This is a genomic window from Marinobacter sp. (assembly GCF_040882185.1).
GTDB lineage: Bacteria > Pseudomonadota > Gammaproteobacteria > Pseudomonadales > Oleiphilaceae > Marinobacter.
Window position 1 is genome coordinate 401545 of record NZ_JBBEBW010000002.1, and the last position, 16728, is coordinate 418272.

General features: G+C 55.1%; 16 protein-coding genes and 1 tRNA gene. All 17 read left to right on the plus strand.

From position 1 onward, the window contains the following. The first annotated feature begins 246 nt into the window (after nucleotides 1-246). The 17 genes from rpsB to WEB64_RS03045 all read left to right on the plus strand — a co-directional run bounded on the left by rpsB (nucleotide 247) and on the right by WEB64_RS03045 (nucleotide 16723). The gene (gene rpsB, locus WEB64_RS02965) at nucleotides 247-996 is read left to right on the plus strand and encodes a 30S ribosomal protein S2 (RefSeq protein ID WP_368061863.1); all 750 of its coding nucleotides are present in this window, start codon (nucleotides 247-249) and stop codon (nucleotides 994-996) included. 171 nt (nucleotides 997-1167) lie between these two features. Next, nucleotides 1168-2037, plus strand: coding sequence for a translation elongation factor Ts (gene tsf / locus WEB64_RS02970; RefSeq protein ID WP_368061862.1), 870 nt, complete (start codon nucleotides 1168-1170; stop codon nucleotides 2035-2037). Between the two features lie 235 nt (nucleotides 2038-2272). Beyond that, a complete protein-coding gene (gene pyrH / locus WEB64_RS02975) occupies nucleotides 2273-3022 on the plus strand; it encodes a UMP kinase (RefSeq protein ID WP_368061861.1) in 750 nt (249 codons plus the stop codon). A 54-nt stretch (nucleotides 3023-3076) separates the two neighbouring features. Further along, entirely contained in the window at nucleotides 3077-3634 is a 558-nt protein-coding gene (frr, locus tag WEB64_RS02980) for a ribosome recycling factor (RefSeq protein ID WP_368062258.1), read from the plus strand. 69 nt (nucleotides 3635-3703) lie between these two features. Then, the gene (gene uppS, locus WEB64_RS02985) at nucleotides 3704-4474 is read left to right on the plus strand and encodes a polyprenyl diphosphate synthase (RefSeq protein ID WP_368061860.1); all 771 of its coding nucleotides are present in this window, start codon (nucleotides 3704-3706) and stop codon (nucleotides 4472-4474) included. Nucleotides 4475-4496: 22 nt separating this feature from the next. Next, nucleotides 4497-5336, plus strand: coding sequence for a phosphatidate cytidylyltransferase (locus WEB64_RS02990; protein WP_368062257.1), 840 nt, complete (start codon nucleotides 4497-4499; stop codon nucleotides 5334-5336). Beyond that, entirely contained in the window at nucleotides 5336-6514 is a 1179-nt protein-coding gene (gene ispC, locus WEB64_RS02995) for a 1-deoxy-D-xylulose-5-phosphate reductoisomerase (RefSeq protein ID WP_368061859.1), read from the plus strand. Before WEB64_RS02990 ends, ispC begins: the two co-directional genes overlap by 1 nt. Nucleotides 6515-6538: 24 nt before the next feature. Then, entirely contained in the window at nucleotides 6539-7888 is a 1350-nt protein-coding gene (gene rseP / locus WEB64_RS03000; RefSeq protein ID WP_368061858.1) for an RIP metalloprotease RseP, read from the plus strand. A gap of 43 nt (nucleotides 7889-7931) precedes the next feature. Beyond that, nucleotides 7932-10250, plus strand: a complete 2319-nt coding sequence (bamA, locus tag WEB64_RS03005; RefSeq protein ID WP_368061857.1) for an outer membrane protein assembly factor BamA — start codon at nucleotides 7932-7934, stop codon at nucleotides 10248-10250. A 54-nt stretch (nucleotides 10251-10304) separates the two neighbouring features. Continuing rightward, nucleotides 10305-10802, plus strand: coding sequence for an OmpH family outer membrane protein (locus tag WEB64_RS03010; protein WP_368061856.1), 498 nt, complete (start codon nucleotides 10305-10307; stop codon nucleotides 10800-10802). A gap of 63 nt (nucleotides 10803-10865) precedes the next feature. Continuing rightward, nucleotides 10866-11891, plus strand: coding sequence for a UDP-3-O-(3-hydroxymyristoyl)glucosamine N-acyltransferase (gene lpxD / locus WEB64_RS03015; RefSeq protein WP_368061855.1), 1026 nt, complete (start codon nucleotides 10866-10868; stop codon nucleotides 11889-11891). Between the two features lie 11 nt (nucleotides 11892-11902). Then, nucleotides 11903-12340, plus strand: coding sequence for a 3-hydroxyacyl-ACP dehydratase FabZ (gene fabZ, locus WEB64_RS03020; RefSeq protein ID WP_368061854.1), 438 nt, complete (start codon nucleotides 11903-11905; stop codon nucleotides 12338-12340). After that, on the plus strand, nucleotides 12340-13131 hold the full coding sequence (gene lpxA, locus WEB64_RS03025) for an acyl-ACP--UDP-N-acetylglucosamine O-acyltransferase (protein ID WP_368061853.1): 792 nt from the start codon (nucleotides 12340-12342) through the stop codon (nucleotides 13129-13131). Before fabZ ends, lpxA begins: the two co-directional genes overlap by 1 nt. Continuing rightward, a complete protein-coding gene (gene lpxB, locus WEB64_RS03030; RefSeq protein WP_368061852.1) occupies nucleotides 13131-14321 on the plus strand; it encodes a lipid-A-disaccharide synthase in 1191 nt (396 codons plus the stop codon). The genes lpxA and lpxB overlap by 1 nt, the downstream gene beginning before the upstream one ends. Then, nucleotides 14318-15022, plus strand: coding sequence for a ribonuclease HII (gene rnhB / locus WEB64_RS03035; protein WP_368061851.1), 705 nt, complete (start codon nucleotides 14318-14320; stop codon nucleotides 15020-15022). Before lpxB ends, rnhB begins: the two co-directional genes overlap by 4 nt. A 97-nt stretch (nucleotides 15023-15119) precedes the next feature. Further along, nucleotides 15120-15196: transfer RNA gene (locus WEB64_RS03040), tRNA-Met, on the plus strand. A 165-nt stretch (nucleotides 15197-15361) separates the two neighbouring features. Next, a complete protein-coding gene (locus WEB64_RS03045) occupies nucleotides 15362-16723 on the plus strand; it encodes a glycine cleavage T C-terminal barrel domain-containing protein (protein WP_368061850.1) in 1362 nt (453 codons plus the stop codon). The last annotated feature ends 5 nt before the right edge of the window (nucleotides 16724-16728 follow it).

The following is a 16728-nucleotide window of genomic DNA, read 5'->3' on the forward strand; positions in this document are numbered from 1 at the left end:
ACAAGGACCATGTAGGTGGAGCCATAGGGATAGCCGGCAATGGGCGCACTGCTAAAAAATCTGGCGCTCACGCGGGCAAATATGGTATAAACGCGCCCGCCGAGCTGTGATCTTCCGGTCACGCTCAGGCAAATTCGCACATGCGTCGACACGTTGTCCCAGGGTGCCTGGTTTCCATTGAAGTGGAGAAAGGTTGGGGCAATTGGACGTGTGGAGGACTAACCCGAAGCTAAAAAGGTAAATATCATGGCTCAGGTAAATATGCGTGACCTGCTCAAGGCAGGTGCTCACTTCGGTCACCAGACCCGTTACTGGAACCCGAAAATGTCGAAGTTCATCTTCGGCGCCCGCAACAAGATTCACATCATCAACCTTGAACAGACCGTTCCTGCGTTTAACGACGCCCTGGATTTTGTTCAGAAGCTGGCTAACAGCAAGAACAAGGTTCTCTTCGTCGGCACCAAGCGTGCAGCAGCGAAAGTTATCAAGGAAGAAGCAGACCGTGCTGGCCAGCCTTATGTAAACCACCGCTGGCTGGGTGGCATGCTGACCAACTACAAAACGATTCGCCAGTCCATTCGTCGCTACCGTGAGCTGGAAGCTCAGAGCCAGGACGGTACCTTCGACAAGCTGACCAAGAAAGAAGCGCTCGAGCGTACCCGTGAAATGGACAAGCTTGAGCGCAGCATTGGCGGTATCAAGGATATGGGCGGCCTGCCTGACGCATTGTTCGTTATCGACGTTGACCACGAGCGGATCGCGATCAAGGAAGCCAACAAGCTGGGCATCCCGGTTATCGGTATTGTTGATACCAACAGTGATCCGGACGGTGTTGATTACGTTATCCCGGGCAATGACGATGCTATCCGCGCGATCCAGATCTACGTCAAAGCTGTGGCCGATACCTGCATTGAAGCATCAACTGCTGGCACCGGCGCTGATGAATTCGTTGAAGTCAGCGAAGACGTTGAAGGTGCAGCGCCTGCAGCCGAGTAAGGCTTGCGGCTTGATACTGCATTGAGCGTTGTTAGCTGATTCTGTTTCAGCGCCAGAGAGGGGGCTCAGGGGTATTCTCCGGTCCCCCTTTCTTTAAGCAGATAATCATTAAAGGTTGTGCTGGCTTCGCGCCGGTGCAGATTCCAGATTTCTGAAATAAGAGGATTGAACATGGCTGCAATTACCGCTGCAATGGTCAAAGAGCTGCGTGATCGTACCGGTCTTGGCATGATGGAGTGCAAAAAGGCACTGGTCGAGAGCGAAGGCGATGTCGACGCAGCAATCGAAAACATGCGTAAGTCTTCCGGTCTCAAGGCCGCCAAGAAAGCAGGCCGTACTGCCGCTGAAGGCGTTGCCCTGGTGAAAGTGTCTGATGACAATACCCGCGCATTCGTTCTTGAAGTGAACTCCGAGACTGACTTCGTTGCCCGTGACGACAACTTCATGGGCTTCGTGCGCGAAGTGCTGGACGTGGCTTTCAATAACGACGAGACCGATGTTGCCAAGCTGATGGCTGGCGACCTTGAAGGCAAGCGTGAAGCACTGGTCCAGAAAATCGGCGAAAACATCACCGTGCGTCGTGTTATCAAAGTCGAGGGCGCCGTTGTTGATGGCTACGTGCACAGCAACAACAAGATTGCCTCCGTGGTGGCTCTGACGGCTGGTGATTCCGAAGTTGCCCGTGATATCGCCATGCACGTCGCGGCGGTTAACCCGCGTGTCGCCCGTGGTGAAGATATGCCCCAGGAAGAAGTCGAGCAGGAAAAGGACATCATTCGAGCCCAGCCCGACATGGCTGGCAAGCCGCCGGAAATTGTCGAGAAGATGATGGCCGGTCGGATTGCCAAGTTCCTGAAGGAAATCAGCCTGGTTGACCAGCCGTTCGTCAAGAACCCGGAGCAGACCGTGGGCGCTCTCGTCAAGAGCAACGGCGGCGAGCTGTCCAGCTTCGTGCGTATTGAAGTTGGCGAAGGTATTGAGCGGGAAGAGGTGGATTTTGCAGCTGAGGTTGCAGCCGCAGCCGGTTCCAGCAAGTCCTGATCTGCCTGGTTGGCTGGTATTGCATCACTTTCTGCCAGCCAATATTGTCTGCCACGTGAGTTGGGGCTTCCCGGTTTTCGTGGCGGGCTCGTATCTGAGATAGCCCTTTTGCCGTGAGCAGGTTGAGGGGGATGTCAGATACCGGCCCGGCCTGACGGAGAGAGGTTTTCCCCGTTCGGCCTGCCCACTGAGTCATTGTCCGTCAGGACACCATGAACAAAGGGGACGCAGCATCATGCCAAAGCAGTCAGGAACCCAGCCCAGATACAAACGTGTTCTGCTCAAGCTCAGCGGTGAAGCGCTGATGGGAGAGCATGATTTCGGAATTGACCCCAAAGTACTTGACCGGATGGCGCTTGAAATTGGCGCATTGATCGGTATCGGCGTCCAGGTCGGCCTGGTCATCGGTGGCGGTAATCTGTTCCGGGGTGCCGCCCTGAATGCCGCAGGTATGGATCGGGTCACCGGAGACCATATGGGTATGCTGGCTACTGTGATGAACGGTCTGGCCATGCGGGACGCCCTTGAGCGATCCAATATTCGTACCCGTGTTATGTCGGCTATTCCCATGAGTGGTGTGGTTGAACATTATGACCGTCGCCGCGCTCTGCGTGACCTGAAAGACGGCGATGTGGTTATTTTCTGCGCTGGCACGGGCAACCCGTTCTTTACGACCGATTCTGCAGCATGCCTTCGCGGTATCGAAATAGAAGCGGATGTGGTACTGAAGGCAACCAAGGTAGACGGTGTATACTCAGCGGACCCGGTAAAAGATCCGTCGGCAGAAAAGTATGATCGCCTGACGTATGACGAGGTGCTGGATAAGAAGCTTGGCGTTATGGACCTGACCGCCATTTGCTTGTGTCGTGACCAGGGCATGCCAGTGCGCGTATTCAATATGAACAAACCCGGAGTTTTGACCCGCATCGTAGTCGGTGAAAATGAAGGCACCCTTATAGAGGGTGACGACAACCCCGAGAGCTGAGGTGCAAACAGGCACCCGGCAGCAACGTTGAGTGGACGAATCGAGGACATTGAAGTGATTGACGACATCAAGGCAGACGCCGAAAAGAAGATGAAAAAAAGCCTGGAAGCCCTGACATCGGCTTTCAACAAAATCCGTACCGGTCGGGCGCATCCGTCCATTCTTGACAGCGTTATGGTCAATTATTACGGGCAGGAGACGCCGCTCAAGCAGATTGCCAGCGTGAACGTTGAAGACAATCGTACCCTGGCGGTTTCAGCGTGGGAAAAGAACCTCATGCCGGTTATCGAGAAGGCCATCATGGCGTCGGATCTGGGTCTGAATCCGTCCAATAATGGCGACATTATCCGCATACCGATGCCCATGCTGACCGAAGAAACCCGTAAAGACATGGTCAAACAGGCCCGTGCGGATGCTGAGCATGGGAAAGTCAGCGTACGTAATGCCCGCCGTGACGCAAACAGTGATATTAAAGATCTGCTGAAAGAAAAAGAGATCACTGAAGACGACGAACGCAGCGCAGAGAGCGATATCCAGAAGCTGACGGATCGCCACATTGCGGAAATCGACAAAATGCTCAAAGCCAAGGAAGAGGACCTGATGGAGGTATAACCTCGCAGGTTGCTTTCGTTTATATATCAGCCGGTGGTTACAGAGCGTATTGGCTGATCAGGGGATGGCATGACGGAAAGTGTATCCGCCGAGGTCTCGGTTAATGCAGATAACCGGCCCAGGCACGTAGCAATTATTATGGATGGCAACAACCGGTGGGCGAAGTCCCATCGGTTAGCTGGGGTCGCTGGCCACAAGGCGGGCGTCAATTCCGTCAGGGCCGTGGTAGAAGCCTGCGCGCGCGAAGGTGTCGAGGTGCTGACCCTGTTCGCATTTTCCAGTGAGAACTGGCGCCGCCCGGAGGAAGAAGTCTCCGCGTTGATGAGGCTGTTTCTGTTTGCCCTCGAACGCGAGGTCAAGAAGCTTCATCGCAACAATATCCGTCTGCGAATCATTGGTGACCGTTCTGCCTTCAGCCCCACTCTGCAAGAGCGCATGGTGCAAGCCGAGGAGCTGACCCGAGACAATACCCTGATGACCCTGGTGATTGCCGCTAATTACGGTGGTCAGTGGGACATTACCCAGGCAACACGCCAGGTGGCGGCCAAAGTCCAGGCGGGTATCCTGACCCCTTCAGATATTACTGACGCCACCTTGCAAGCACATCTGTCCATTGGCGACCTTCCCATGCCTGACCTGATGATCCGAACAGCCGGTGAACAGCGCGTCAGCAATTTCCTGCTGTGGCACCTGGCTTATACCGAGCTGTATTTTTCCGACGTATACTGGCCAGATTTCCGCGAACCGCAGATGCTAGAGGCATTTCGGGCTTACGCTGGCCGACAGCGGCGGTTTGGTCAGACAGATGATCAGATCCAGAGCCGACGCGCCCAACAATAACGACAAGAAAGAGCGAAACCCTGTGCTCAAAATCCGCATCATTACTGCCCTGATTCTTGCCCCTCTTGCGATTGTGGGTATTTTCTTCCTGCCACCTTTAGGTTTTGCACTGTTTACCGGCGTCGTTATCTCCATCGGTGCCTGGGAATGGGCAAACATGGCCGGGCTCACCAGCCAGGCCGCACGGGTAGTCTACGGGGTGTTTGTGGCACTGGTACTCTATACCCTGATTCAGACAGCGGCGCTTAACGTGCTTTGGCTGGCTTTGGTATGGTGGCTAGCGTGCTTCTGGCTGATTTCCCGCTATCCCCGTAATACTGATCTCTGGCAGGCGGTGCCGCTTCGCGCGATTATGGGTTTGCTGGTCCTGGTGCCAGCCTGGGTGGGCCTTAATCACATGCGAACCGGGTCCTTTCAGTTCGGCGATGTATCAAATAATCTCTTGATGATTCTTTATGTGTTCTGTGTGGTGTGGGTGGCTGATATCGGAGCGTATTTCGCCGGTCGTGCGTTTGGCAAGGCGAAGCTGGCGCCTCTTGTCAGCCCTGGCAAATCCTGGGCAGGGGTGTGGGGTGGCCTGGTCGCTGTGGCAGCGTTGGCCGTTGTTGTCAGCTTACTGGTTGATGCCACCGTGCAGAACACGCTGCTACTATTGGTGGCCAGCCTTGTGACAGGAGCTGTGTCAGTGTTGGGAGACCTGCTGGAAAGCATGATGAAGCGTTTCCGCGGCATTAAGGACAGCAGTCAGCTGCTGCCTGGGCACGGTGGCATCATGGACCGCATTGACAGCCTTACCGCGGCCATTCCGGTTTTCGCATTGTTGGTCACCCAATTGGGTTGGCTGGCGGCAGGCAAGATTTGATGCGCCATTTAACCATTCTCGGAGCTACTGGCTCGATAGGCCTCAATACGCTTGATGTAGTTCGACGTCACCCGGATCGGTTTTCGGTCTATGCCCTGACGGCCAACGCCAGTGTCGGCGAGATGACGAACCTCTGTCTTGAATTTCGGCCCCGGGTTGCCGTGATGGCAGATAAGTCCGCGGCGGATGAGCTTACAAACGCGCTCTCTTCAGAAACCGATATTGAGGTGCGTGGCGGCAGTGATGCTCTGTGTGATGTGGCCGAGGCCTCCGGCGCCGATACCATTATGGCTGCCATCGTGGGTTCCGCTGGTTTGCCTCCGACGCTGGCAGCGGTAAGAGCAGGCAAGCGAGTGCTGCTTGCCAACAAGGAAGCTCTGGTCATGTCTGGCCAGCTCTTCATGGATGCGGTGGTCGAGTCCGGGGCTGAATTACTGCCTATCGACAGCGAGCACAACGCGATTTTTCAATGTCTTCCGCCCGCGACGGCCCGGGATGCCCGGGCCTCCGGAGTGCGCCGTATACTGCTGACGGCCTCCGGCGGGCCGTTCCGGACATACAGTGCTGAGGCCATGCGCCATGTTTCGCCGCAGCAGGCTTGTGCTCATCCGAACTGGTCGATGGGGCAGAAGATTTCGGTGGATTCAGCCACGCTGATGAACAAAGGCCTTGAGATGATTGAAGCCTGTTGGTTGTTCAATACACAACCTTCGGCTATCGAGGTGCATGTGCACCCCGAGAGCATCATTCATTCCATGGTAGAGTATCTTGACGGCTCCGTTCTGGCGCAGCTTGGCAGCCCGGATATGCGAACACCCATCGCCAATGGCCTGGCCTGGCCGGAGCGAATTGAGGCTGGTGTGGCTCCGCTGGATTTGTTTGCCTTGGGCAAGTTTCATTTTGAGCGGCCGGATCTCATACGCTTCCCCTGTCTGAGATTGGCCGCTGAAGCTTTTGAGGCGGGCGGTACGGCGCCAGCGGTGCTTAATGCCGCCAATGAGGAGGCGGTCGCAGCCTTTCTTGCCGGTAACCTGTGTTTTTCAGATATCGCCGTTATCATAGAGAAGACTCTGGCGGCCGTTGATGTGGTGCCAGCAGATGATTTTGACACCATTTTTGCCAAAGACCGGCAGGCGCGACTATTTGCCCTTAAACAGATCGAACAGGGCGTCGCCTGATATGAGAGTACTATTGAGAGCACTATGCAGCTGATTCAAACGATTCTTGCCCTGATTGTGACCCTTGGCATTCTGGTCACTATTCACGAGTTCGGCCATTTCTGGGTCGCTCGGCGCTGTGGGGTTAAGGTTCTCCGTTTTTCCGTCGGCTTTGGTAAACCTCTGTTTTCCTGGTATGACAGTAAAGGCACTGAATTTGCCGTGGCGGCCATTCCCCTCGGCGGTTACGTCAAAATGCTTGACGAACGGGAAGGACCCGTACCAGAAGATCAGCGTCATGAAGCTTTTACATCGAAACTGCCGAGCCGTCGTATCGCCATTGCAGCGGCTGGCCCCGCCGCGAACTTTATTTTCGCAATATTCGCCTACTGGCTCTTGGGTGTGGTCGGCTTTACCACGCTGGCTCCCGTGGTCGGAGAAGTCCGTGAAGATTCCATCGCCAGTCAGATGGGGTTGTCAGAAGGCATGGAAATCTATGCCATCGACGGTCATGAAGTGAATTCCTGGCGGGAAATCAACATGCGCCTGCTGGAGCGGGCCGGTGAGCATGGTGAGGTCGCTTTCAGTGTGGGAAACCAGGGTGCCCGGCAAGCCCTGACCGGTAATCTCGGTGGCTGGCGCCTGAGTGATGACAGCCCTAATCCCGTGGAGCTCTTTGGTCTGCAACCCTGGCGTCCGGCAGTGCCAGCCGTGCTGGGTGAAATCGTCAGTGGCGGCAGGGCTGAAGCGGCGGGTTTGCAGGAAGGAGATCGCGTCACAGCGGTCGATGGGGAACCGGTTGCGGACTGGTTCGCATTGGTGAAATACATTCAGGGAGCACCGGAACAAACCCTGACACTGTCTGTTTCCCGTCAGGATACAGTCATATCTGTCCCGGTCACGCCCGCCATACGCGAGGGTGAGAACGGCGAGTCTTCTGGCTTCGTGGGCGCCGGTGTCAGTCAGGTTGGCTGGCCCGATGATATGCTTCGCGATGTGAGCTACGGCCCTCTGGCGGCGATCCCTAATGCAATTTCTGAAACCTGGGCCGACACCCGTCTGACGTTTGTAGCTATACACAAGATGCTTACAGGCCTTTTGTCACCGTCAAATTTGAGTGGCCCTATCACGATTGCCCGGGTGGCAGAAGCGAGCGTGAGTTCGGGTTTTGAAGACTTTGTTCGCTTTCTAGCTTACCTGAGTGTGAGCCTGGGGGTGCTGAACCTGCTGCCAATACCGGTTCTTGACGGCGGCCATATTGTTTATTACACGATCGAAGCTATTCGCCGTAAGCCGCTCTCAGAGCAGGTTCAGGCCTTTGGTTTACGTATCGGCATGGCAATGATTCTCACTTTAATGGTGTTTGCTCTTTACAACGACCTGATGCGGTTGTGAGAATTGCCACCTTCCTACGCGCATTAACAGGCGAATTAACTGAATGAGACGTCCTCTGATAGGCATCGTGTTTGGCTTGCTGGCAACGGTTTGGGTTGTCCAGCCGGCCTCCGCCGATGAGTTTGTGGTTACCGACATAGAAGTGGAAGGCTTACAGCGGGTCTCCGCTGGTAGTGTGTTTTCCGCTTTTCCTGTTGATATTGGTGAATCGCTCAACGAACTGGAACTTGCCGACGCTATCCGAACACTATTCCGTACCGGCCTGTTTACCGACGTAGAAGCCAGTCGGGACGAGGGCGTGCTTATATTGGATGTGCGGGAGCGCCCCGCTATCAGCTCCATTGAAATTGAGGGCAACAAGGCTATCGATACCGATATGCTGACGGATGCGCTCAACAGTGCAGGTTTGCAGGAGGGGCAGGTATTTCGCCGGGCTACTCTTGAGCGCCTGGAACTTGAAATCCTGCGCTCGTACGTAGGCCAGGGTCGTTACAATGCCCGCGTCAAGGCGACAGCGGAAGATCTGCCGAGAAATCGTGTCGCCGTCCGGCTTGATATCAATGAAGGCGATGTCGCCGCCATCAAGCACATAAACATCATTGGCAACGACGCTTTCAGCGACGAAGAACTGCTTGACCTGTTCGAGTTGCAGACCAGCAGTCTTTGGGCCTCCCTGACAAATTCGGACAAATATGCCCGGGAGCGTCTGAGCGGAGATCTTGAAACTTTGCGCTCATATTATCTTGATCGCGGTTACCTTGATTTCAGTGTCGAATCCAGTCAGGTCTCAATTTCTCCGGACAAACGCCAAGTATTCATAGCGCTTGCGGTTAATGAAGGGCCTCAGTATACGATCTCCGACATCAATCTCCGTGGTGAACTGATTGTCGAGGAAGAAGAACTTCGAAAGCTGATACAGATCGAAGCAGGCGATATTTTCTCCCGTGGCCAGGTTACCAGCACATCTGAGCTGCTATCTCGTCGTCTTGGTAGTGAGGGCTACACCTTTGCCAATGTGAACGCGGTGCCGGAAACCGGTGCAGGCAATACTGCCTCGGTTACCTTCTTCGTAGAGCCTGGCAAGCGCGCCTATGTACGCCGCGTCAACTTCGAGGGCAATGTCTCAACTCGGGATGAAGTGCTTCGTCAGGAAATGACTCAAATGGAAGGCGGTGTAGCCTCCACGGATCGAATCGAGTTTTCCAAGACCCGGCTGGAGCGCCTCGGCTATTTCCAGACGGTGGATGTCGAAACCGTTCCCGTAGCGGGCACTGACGATATGGTCGACGTGAACTATTCCGTGGTCGAGCAGCCGACAGGCAGCCTGTCAGCGTCGGTCGGTTTCTCCCAGGTATCCGGTGTGATCCTCGGAGCCAATATCTCTGAGAACAACTTCTTTGGTAGCGGCAAGCGGGTATCCATCGGGGCCAATTTCAGCGATTCGATCAAGAGCGCCAACTTTTCCTACACCAATCCCTACTACACGGTTGATGGGGTCAGTCGTGGTTTCAGTCTGTTTGCCCGCGAAACCGACTTTGAAGAACAGGACATCTCGTCTTTCCTGTTAGATGAATATGGCGGCCGCCTGACATTCGGTTATCCTATCGACAACGTCACCCGATTGAATTTCGGGGTAGGGTACACGCTCTCCAAGATCAAGGCTGGCGCCTTTACCTCACTGGAGATACTCGATTTCATCGAGAATGAGGGCGACAGCTTTAACAACTACTTCCTCAATGGCTCCTGGCGTCGTAGCACGCTGAATCGGGGCGTGCTGCCGAGCGATGGCTATAGTCTCAGTCTTTCTGCAGACGTAGCGGTGCCGGGCAGTGATTTGACCTACTACAAGATCAACCAACGGGCAGAAATTTATCAGCCACTGAACGATAACCAGACCTGGGTACTCCGGGCCCGAGGTGATCTTGGCTTCGGAGGCGGCTACGGTGATCGCGATGTGATGCCGTTTTTTGAGCACTTTTTTGCGGGTGGTTACGGTTCTGTTCGTGGGTTCCGGGCGAATTCGCTTGGCCCGCTTGCGACCAACAGCCCGAATGATTTTTCCGACCCTGACCCGTTCGGGGGTAGTATCCTTACCGAGGGCAGTCTGGAGCTGATTTTCCCGACACCCTTTGCGGGCGATACCCGGTCCATGAGGACAGCGTTCTTCCTGGATGCTGGGCAGGTATTTGACCCGGAGAGGGATTTTGATCCTGATGTCGGTGAAGTCCGTTTCTCGGTCGGTATCGGCTTCCAGTGGATTACTGCAGTGGGCCCGCTGGCGTTCAGTCTGGCGCAGCCACTGAATGATAAGGGTGACGACGACACCCAGATATTCCAGTTCTCACTAGGTCAGAGTTTCTAGTTGCTATCAGGCGTACTGATTAACCAATAATTTTATAATAGGGAGATCCGAGCGATGAACAAACTGCGAATATTGGCTGCAATAATGACTATGTTATGTGTAACGCCAGCCTTTGCTGACACTCGTATTGGCGTGGTAGACCTTCGCCAGGCGTTATTCTCGTCAACCGATGCGCAAGCATTCAGTGCGCAGCTACAGAAAGATTTTGCTGACGAAGAGTCGAACGTTCGCACCGCTCAGGATAAAGCCAGGCAGCTTAAAGAGCGGCTCGAGAAAGACGGTGCGATGATGAACGAATCCGAGCGCGCGAAGCTTGGCTCAGAGTTTCAGGAAAAGGTGCAAGAATTCAACTTGCTCAAGCAGCGTCTCGACTCAACGGTAGCCGGTCGAAAACAGAACTTTTTGGAAAGTGCGCGACCAGAAGTGGATGCAGCGGTAAAGGAACTGCTTGAAGAAAACGATCTTGACCTCATTCTGCCGAGCGAAGCGGTTGTGTATGCGAAACCGGACATGGATCTGACGTCTGAGCTGCTAGAGAAACTGAATCAGTAATGATGTCCGGTGTCCAGGCGCTTCGTTTGATGTCTAGCCAGCCAGTATGAAAGGGAGCATTCAATGAAATCGAGTTCCTTTATGCTGGGAGATATCGCTAAAGCGCTCGGTGCTGAACTGCAGGGGGACCCCAGTACCGAGATTACCGGCCTGGCGACCCTTCAGGCGGCGCAGCAGGGGCAGCTGTCATTCCTTTCCAATCCGTCCTATGCCCGTTTCCTTTCCGATACCAAAGCGTCGGCCGTAATCGTCTCGCCAGCGATGGCGGAGCATTGTCCGACCAATGTCCTGTTACTGGCGAACCCTTATCTTGGCTATGCTCACCTCAGCCATTGGTTTGATCCGTCGCCGGTTAACGAACCAGGTATTCACCCAAGTGCAGTGGTCGATCCGTCGGCTTCGATACCTGAATCTGCTGCAATCGGTCCGCTGGTGGTTATTGAACAGGGTGTGGTTGTTGGTGAGCATGTGGTCATTGGCCCTGGGTCGGTGATTGGTGCTCGCTCTCGTATCGGCGATGGTTCTCATCTTCGTGCCCGGGTTACGTTGGCTCATGACATTGTGATGGGCGCCCGCTGCCATATTCTGAGCGGAGCGGTGATCGGCTCGGACGGCTTTGGTTTTGCCAATGAGAAAGGCGTCTGGCACCGTATTGCCCAGATTGGTCGAGTGGTGCTGGGAGATGATGTAGAAGTCGGAGCCAATACCACCATTGACCGGGGTGCGCTGGATGACACACTCATTGGTAACGGCGTCAAGCTGGATAATCTCATTCAGATCGCCCACAACGTCACCATCGGTGATCATTCGGCCATGGCTGCATTCGTTGGTATCGCGGGCAGTACCAAAATTGGCCGACACTGTGTATTCGGCGGTGCTTCTGGCGTAGCCGGTCATTTAGTGATCGGTGACCAGGTGCAACTTACTGGTATGACGCTGGTAACCGGGCACATTCCCGAGCCGGGCGTATATTCTTCTGGCACCAGTGCTGATACCAATAGGCAATGGCGTAAAAATGCAGTTCGTTTCCGTCAGCTTGATGCTTTGGCACGCAGGCTAAAAGAACTGGAAAAGAAAATAGAGGGCTGAGGCCAAACCTGATGATGTATATCGAAGAAATTATGGAATTTTTGCCACACCGCTACCCGTTTCTGTTGGTAGATCGGGTGCTGGAAGTGGAGAAAGGGAAGTCGATTGTCGGCTACAAAAACGTGTCGATTAACGAGGATTTCTTTAACGGGCATTTCCCGGGCAAGCCCATCATGCCGGGCGTTCTGATAGTAGAGGCTATGGCCCAGCTTTCGGGGATTCTCGGGTTTGTGACGGTTGACAGGAAGCCATCCGACGGCGTGATACACTATCTCGCTGGGTCCAGTAAGGTGCGGTTCAAACGCCCCGTAGTGCCCGGAGATCAGTTGATCCTCGAGTCCCGGTTTGTCTCCGGCAAGCACGGTATCTGGAAATTTGACTGCCGTGCCCTGGTAGATGACAAAGTAGCGTGTGTGGCAGAAGTGATGACCGCTGAGCGAGGCGTTTGATGGCGACACAAGACTGGTCGGGAGTCCATCCTCAGGCTATTGTTGACCCGTCTGCGAAGTTGGCAGACAACGTCACCGTGGGCCCCTGGAGCTACATTGGTGCGAATGTGGAAATTGGCGAGGGCACGGAAATCATGTCCCACGTCGTGATTAAAGGTCCGACCGTGATCGGACGGAATAATCGCATATTCCAGTTTTCGAGTGTTGGTGAGGAATGTCAGGACAAAAAATACGCGGGTGAACCGACCCGATTGATTATTGGCGATAACAACACCATCCGGGAAAGCTGCACGATTCATCGCGGCACCACCCAGGACCGTGGTGAAACCCGCATTGGCAGTGGCAATTTGCTAATGGCTTATGTGCATGTGGCTCACGACTGTGTGATTGGTAACAACACCATTCTGGCGAACTGCGCGACATTAGCTGGCCATGTGGAAGTGGGGGATTGGGCCATCCTGGGCGGTGGCACTATGGTTCACCAGTTCTGTCATATCGGTACGCACAGCATGAGTGCCGGTGGCAGCATTGTGCTGAAGGATATTCCCGCTTACGTTATGGCCAGTGGCCAGTCTGCATCGCCTCATGGCATTAACGTTGAAGGGCTCAAACGCCGTGGTTTTGGCAAAGAGTTCCTGCTTACCCTGCGTAGAGCCTACAAGGTTATTTACCGCCAGGGCCTGACGACCGAACAAGCCATGGAAGAACTTGAAAAGGCCTATGGCGACGTTGCTGACATTAAACCGTTGATCGACTCTCTCGGTAGAGCGGATCGGGGCATCGTCAGGTAGTGTCAGAATCCGAGCTGATTCCCGATGTTGTCAGCGACCGTAAGCTAACCATTGGTATTGTTGCTGGCGAAGCCTCCGGCGATATTCTGGGGGCCGGGCTAATCCGCTCACTCAGGCTGCGTTATCCCAACGCCCATTTCGCGGGTATTGGTGGGGAAGAAATGCAAGCTGAAGGCTTTCACTCCCTGGTTCCGATGGAGCGTCTCTCGGTGATGGGCCTGGTCGAGGTGCTGGGTCGCATTCGTGAACTGTTTGATATTCGCCATCGCTTACTGGAATACTTTCTGGCGACACCCCCCGCGGTCGTGATTGGCATTGACTCCCCGGATTTCACCCTTGGGTTGGAGCGCCGCTGCCGGGATACCGGCATCCCGACCGCCCATTACGTCAGCCCGTCAGTGTGGGCGTGGCGCCAGAAACGCATCTTCAAAATTGCCAAATCCGTTGATCTGATGCTCACTCTGTTTCCGTTCGAGGCCCGCTTTTACGAAGAGCATAACGTGCCGGTCGCGTTTGTCGGACATCCGTTGGCGGATCGCATTCCCCTTGAACCGGACACCCAGGCAGCGCGCCGGGCGCTTGAGCTCGACAACGAGGCACCGGTACTGGCGATACTGCCTGGCAGCCGACACGGAGAGATTGAACGTCTGGGTACTTTATTTCTGGAAACCGCCCGCTGGATCCAGACCCGACGTCCAGACCTTCAACTGGTGATTCCCTGCGTAAATCGCGAACGTCAGAAGCAGATCAGGGAACTGGTTGATACCCTTGCCGTAGAGTTGCCTGTCACTGTGGTGTTGGGCCGCTCGCGGGAAGTCATGTGTGCCGCGGATGTGGTATTGTTGGCTTCGGGTACGGCAACCCTCGAAGCCATGTTGCTTAAAAAGCCAATGGTAGTAGGGTACCGATTAACAGGAATCAGCCATGCCATCTTGTCGCGAATGATCAAAATCCCCCACATTGCCCTACCGAACCTGCTTGCCCGGGAAGCCCTGGTGCCAGAGCTTTTGCAGGACGACGCAAGGCCTGAAACATTAGGCGCCGCAGTGCTGGAGCGGCTAGAGGACAACGCTGAGCGAACGCGGCTTAAACTGGCTTTTACCGACCTGCATCATCAGTTGAGACAGAATGCCGATGAAAGGGCGGCTACTGCCATCAGCGAGCTGGTCGAGCGAAGGTTGGCGCAATGACCAGGAACACGCTAAAGACTACGAAGATCAAGACTGTGCTGCCGCCCTTTGTCAGTCGTTACCAGGGCTGGAAAGTAGCCGGTGTCGATGAGGTGGGTCGCGGACCTTTGGTGGGCGCCGTGGTAACGGCTGCGGTCATTCTGGACCCTGAGCGCCCGATCTCCGGGCTGGCGGATTCAAAGAAGCTCAGTGAGAAACGCCGAGAAGCCCTCTTCGACCAGATTATTGAACACGCAGCGGCCTGGAGCCTTGGTCGATGTGAAGCAGATGAAATTGACCGCCTGAACATCTTTCAGGCAACCATGGTGGCTATGAAGCGCGCGGTGTCGGGCCTTGCGATTGCACCCGAACATGTACTGGTGGATGGCAACCGCTGCCCCCGTTGGTCCTGGGCTTCAGAAGCTGTGGTTAAAGGGGACAGCCGGGTTGAAGCCATCAGCGCGGCTTCGATCATTGCCAAAGTCACCCGGGATCGTGAGATGTTGGCGCTCGAAGCGGAATACCCAGGCTACGGCTTTGCACAACACAAGGGTTATCCAACGCCCGTCCATCTGGCGGCGTTGCATGAACTGGGCGCCACGCCCCACCACCGACGATCTTTCCGGCCGGTGCAAGAGGTAATCGACCGCATGGAGATCAACCCAGGGTCAGTGGCTAAGGATTTAATCTTTTCTACCGATCTGTTTGCGGATAGTGATTGACAAAATCGCGGGCAATCCTTAGTATACGCGCACGTTGATCAGGGGCAATTTGAGAAGCCTCGGTAAACATCCAGTTTAGTAATAGTAAAAAGTTTGTTGCGGGGTGGAGCAGTCTGGTAGCTCGTCGGGCTCATAACCCGAAGGTCGTAGGTTCGAATCCTGCCCCCGCTACCATATTTGAGAAAGGCAGATCAGTTTACTGGTCTGCCTTTTTTGCGTTGGGGTCACGATAAGCGACAGTGGCGTTTTTGGTCTTCTCTGTGTCGTAATGGTTCACCCCGGCCATCGCAAACCCAGCCACATTAATGCTATCGACAAACCCGGTAGGGGGAGATAGCAATGGACGTTAAATTCGAACAGGCACTTCTGAATTATCCGCAACAACGGGCGAGTGCAGCTCGCCACCCAGACAGCGTCGACCAGTCTGATCGCCGCGTTCCCATTAACCTGCGCCAGTCTGGTCCGACCCCGGTGGAAATGCTGATTTCCACACGGGTCCGCAAGTCGCCTTACTGGCACCTTGCCTATGAGGCGGGCTGCTGGCGGGCCACCGTTTACAACCGTATGTATCACCCCAGAGGTTATGTCCGCCCGGAGGACGGCGGCGCCATGGTGGAGTATGAGTCTCTGATAAACGACGTCACCATGTGGAACGTGGCGGTTGAGCGCCAGATTCAGATCAAGGGGCCGGATGCCGAACGCTTCGTGAACTACGTGATTACCCGGGATGCCACCAAAATAAAACCCATGCGGGGCAAATACGTGATCCTGTGCAACGAGGATGGCGGCATTCTCAACGATCCAGTGCTCTTGCGGATTGCTGAGGATGAGTTCTGGTTCTCACTTTCCGACAGTGATCTGGAGCTCTGGCTCCGGGGCGTGAATATCGGTATGGGCTTCAACGTCAGTATCGCCGAGATCGATGTGGCCCCGGTACAGATTCAGGGGCCCAAGTCTGAAGCCCTGATGATTGACTTGTTCGGCGAGCGAGTGAAGGACATCCCCTTCTATGGACTGATGACCGGTCAGGTTGCCGGGCACGATGTTATCGTTTCCCAGACCGGGTTTACCGGTGAAAAAGGCTATGAAATTTACCTGAGGGAAGCGACAAAGTACGCCGAGGATCTCTGGTACACGGTGCTTGCGGCAGGCGAGCGCCACAACCTGCGGGTGATAGCCCCAGCGCACCATCGTCGGATTGCTGCTGGCATTCTCTCCTGGGGCCAGGACATGGATCAGGAAACGCTTCCGTTCCAGTGCAATCTGGCCTATCAGGTACCGCGCAATAAAGAGGCGGATTACGTCGGCAAGCAGTCCCTGGAGAAAGTGCGTGAGCAGCTTGACGCAGGTCATCCACCCTTTAGTCACATCATGGTAGGTATCCGCTTCGGCGGGGGCAAAGTGATCGATTACGCTAATGACTTCTGGCTGATTAGCGGACCTGACGGCGGGGACCCTCAGGGTTATGTCACCTCGCCCTGGTACTCTCCGGAACTGGAAACCAACATCGCACTCGCTTATGTGCCTTTTGAGCTGCGCAGTCTTGGCACCCGCCTTACCGTGCACCTACCGGCAGAGTATGTCGCTGCCGATGGCGCAACGGCGGTGGCCGCTGAAGTGGCAGAAGTGCCCTTCCGGGTGTCGGTGAATCCTAATGCCCGCGAGCGGGCCCGGGCAAAGGGTATCGATTTCGCTGACTAGCGAGG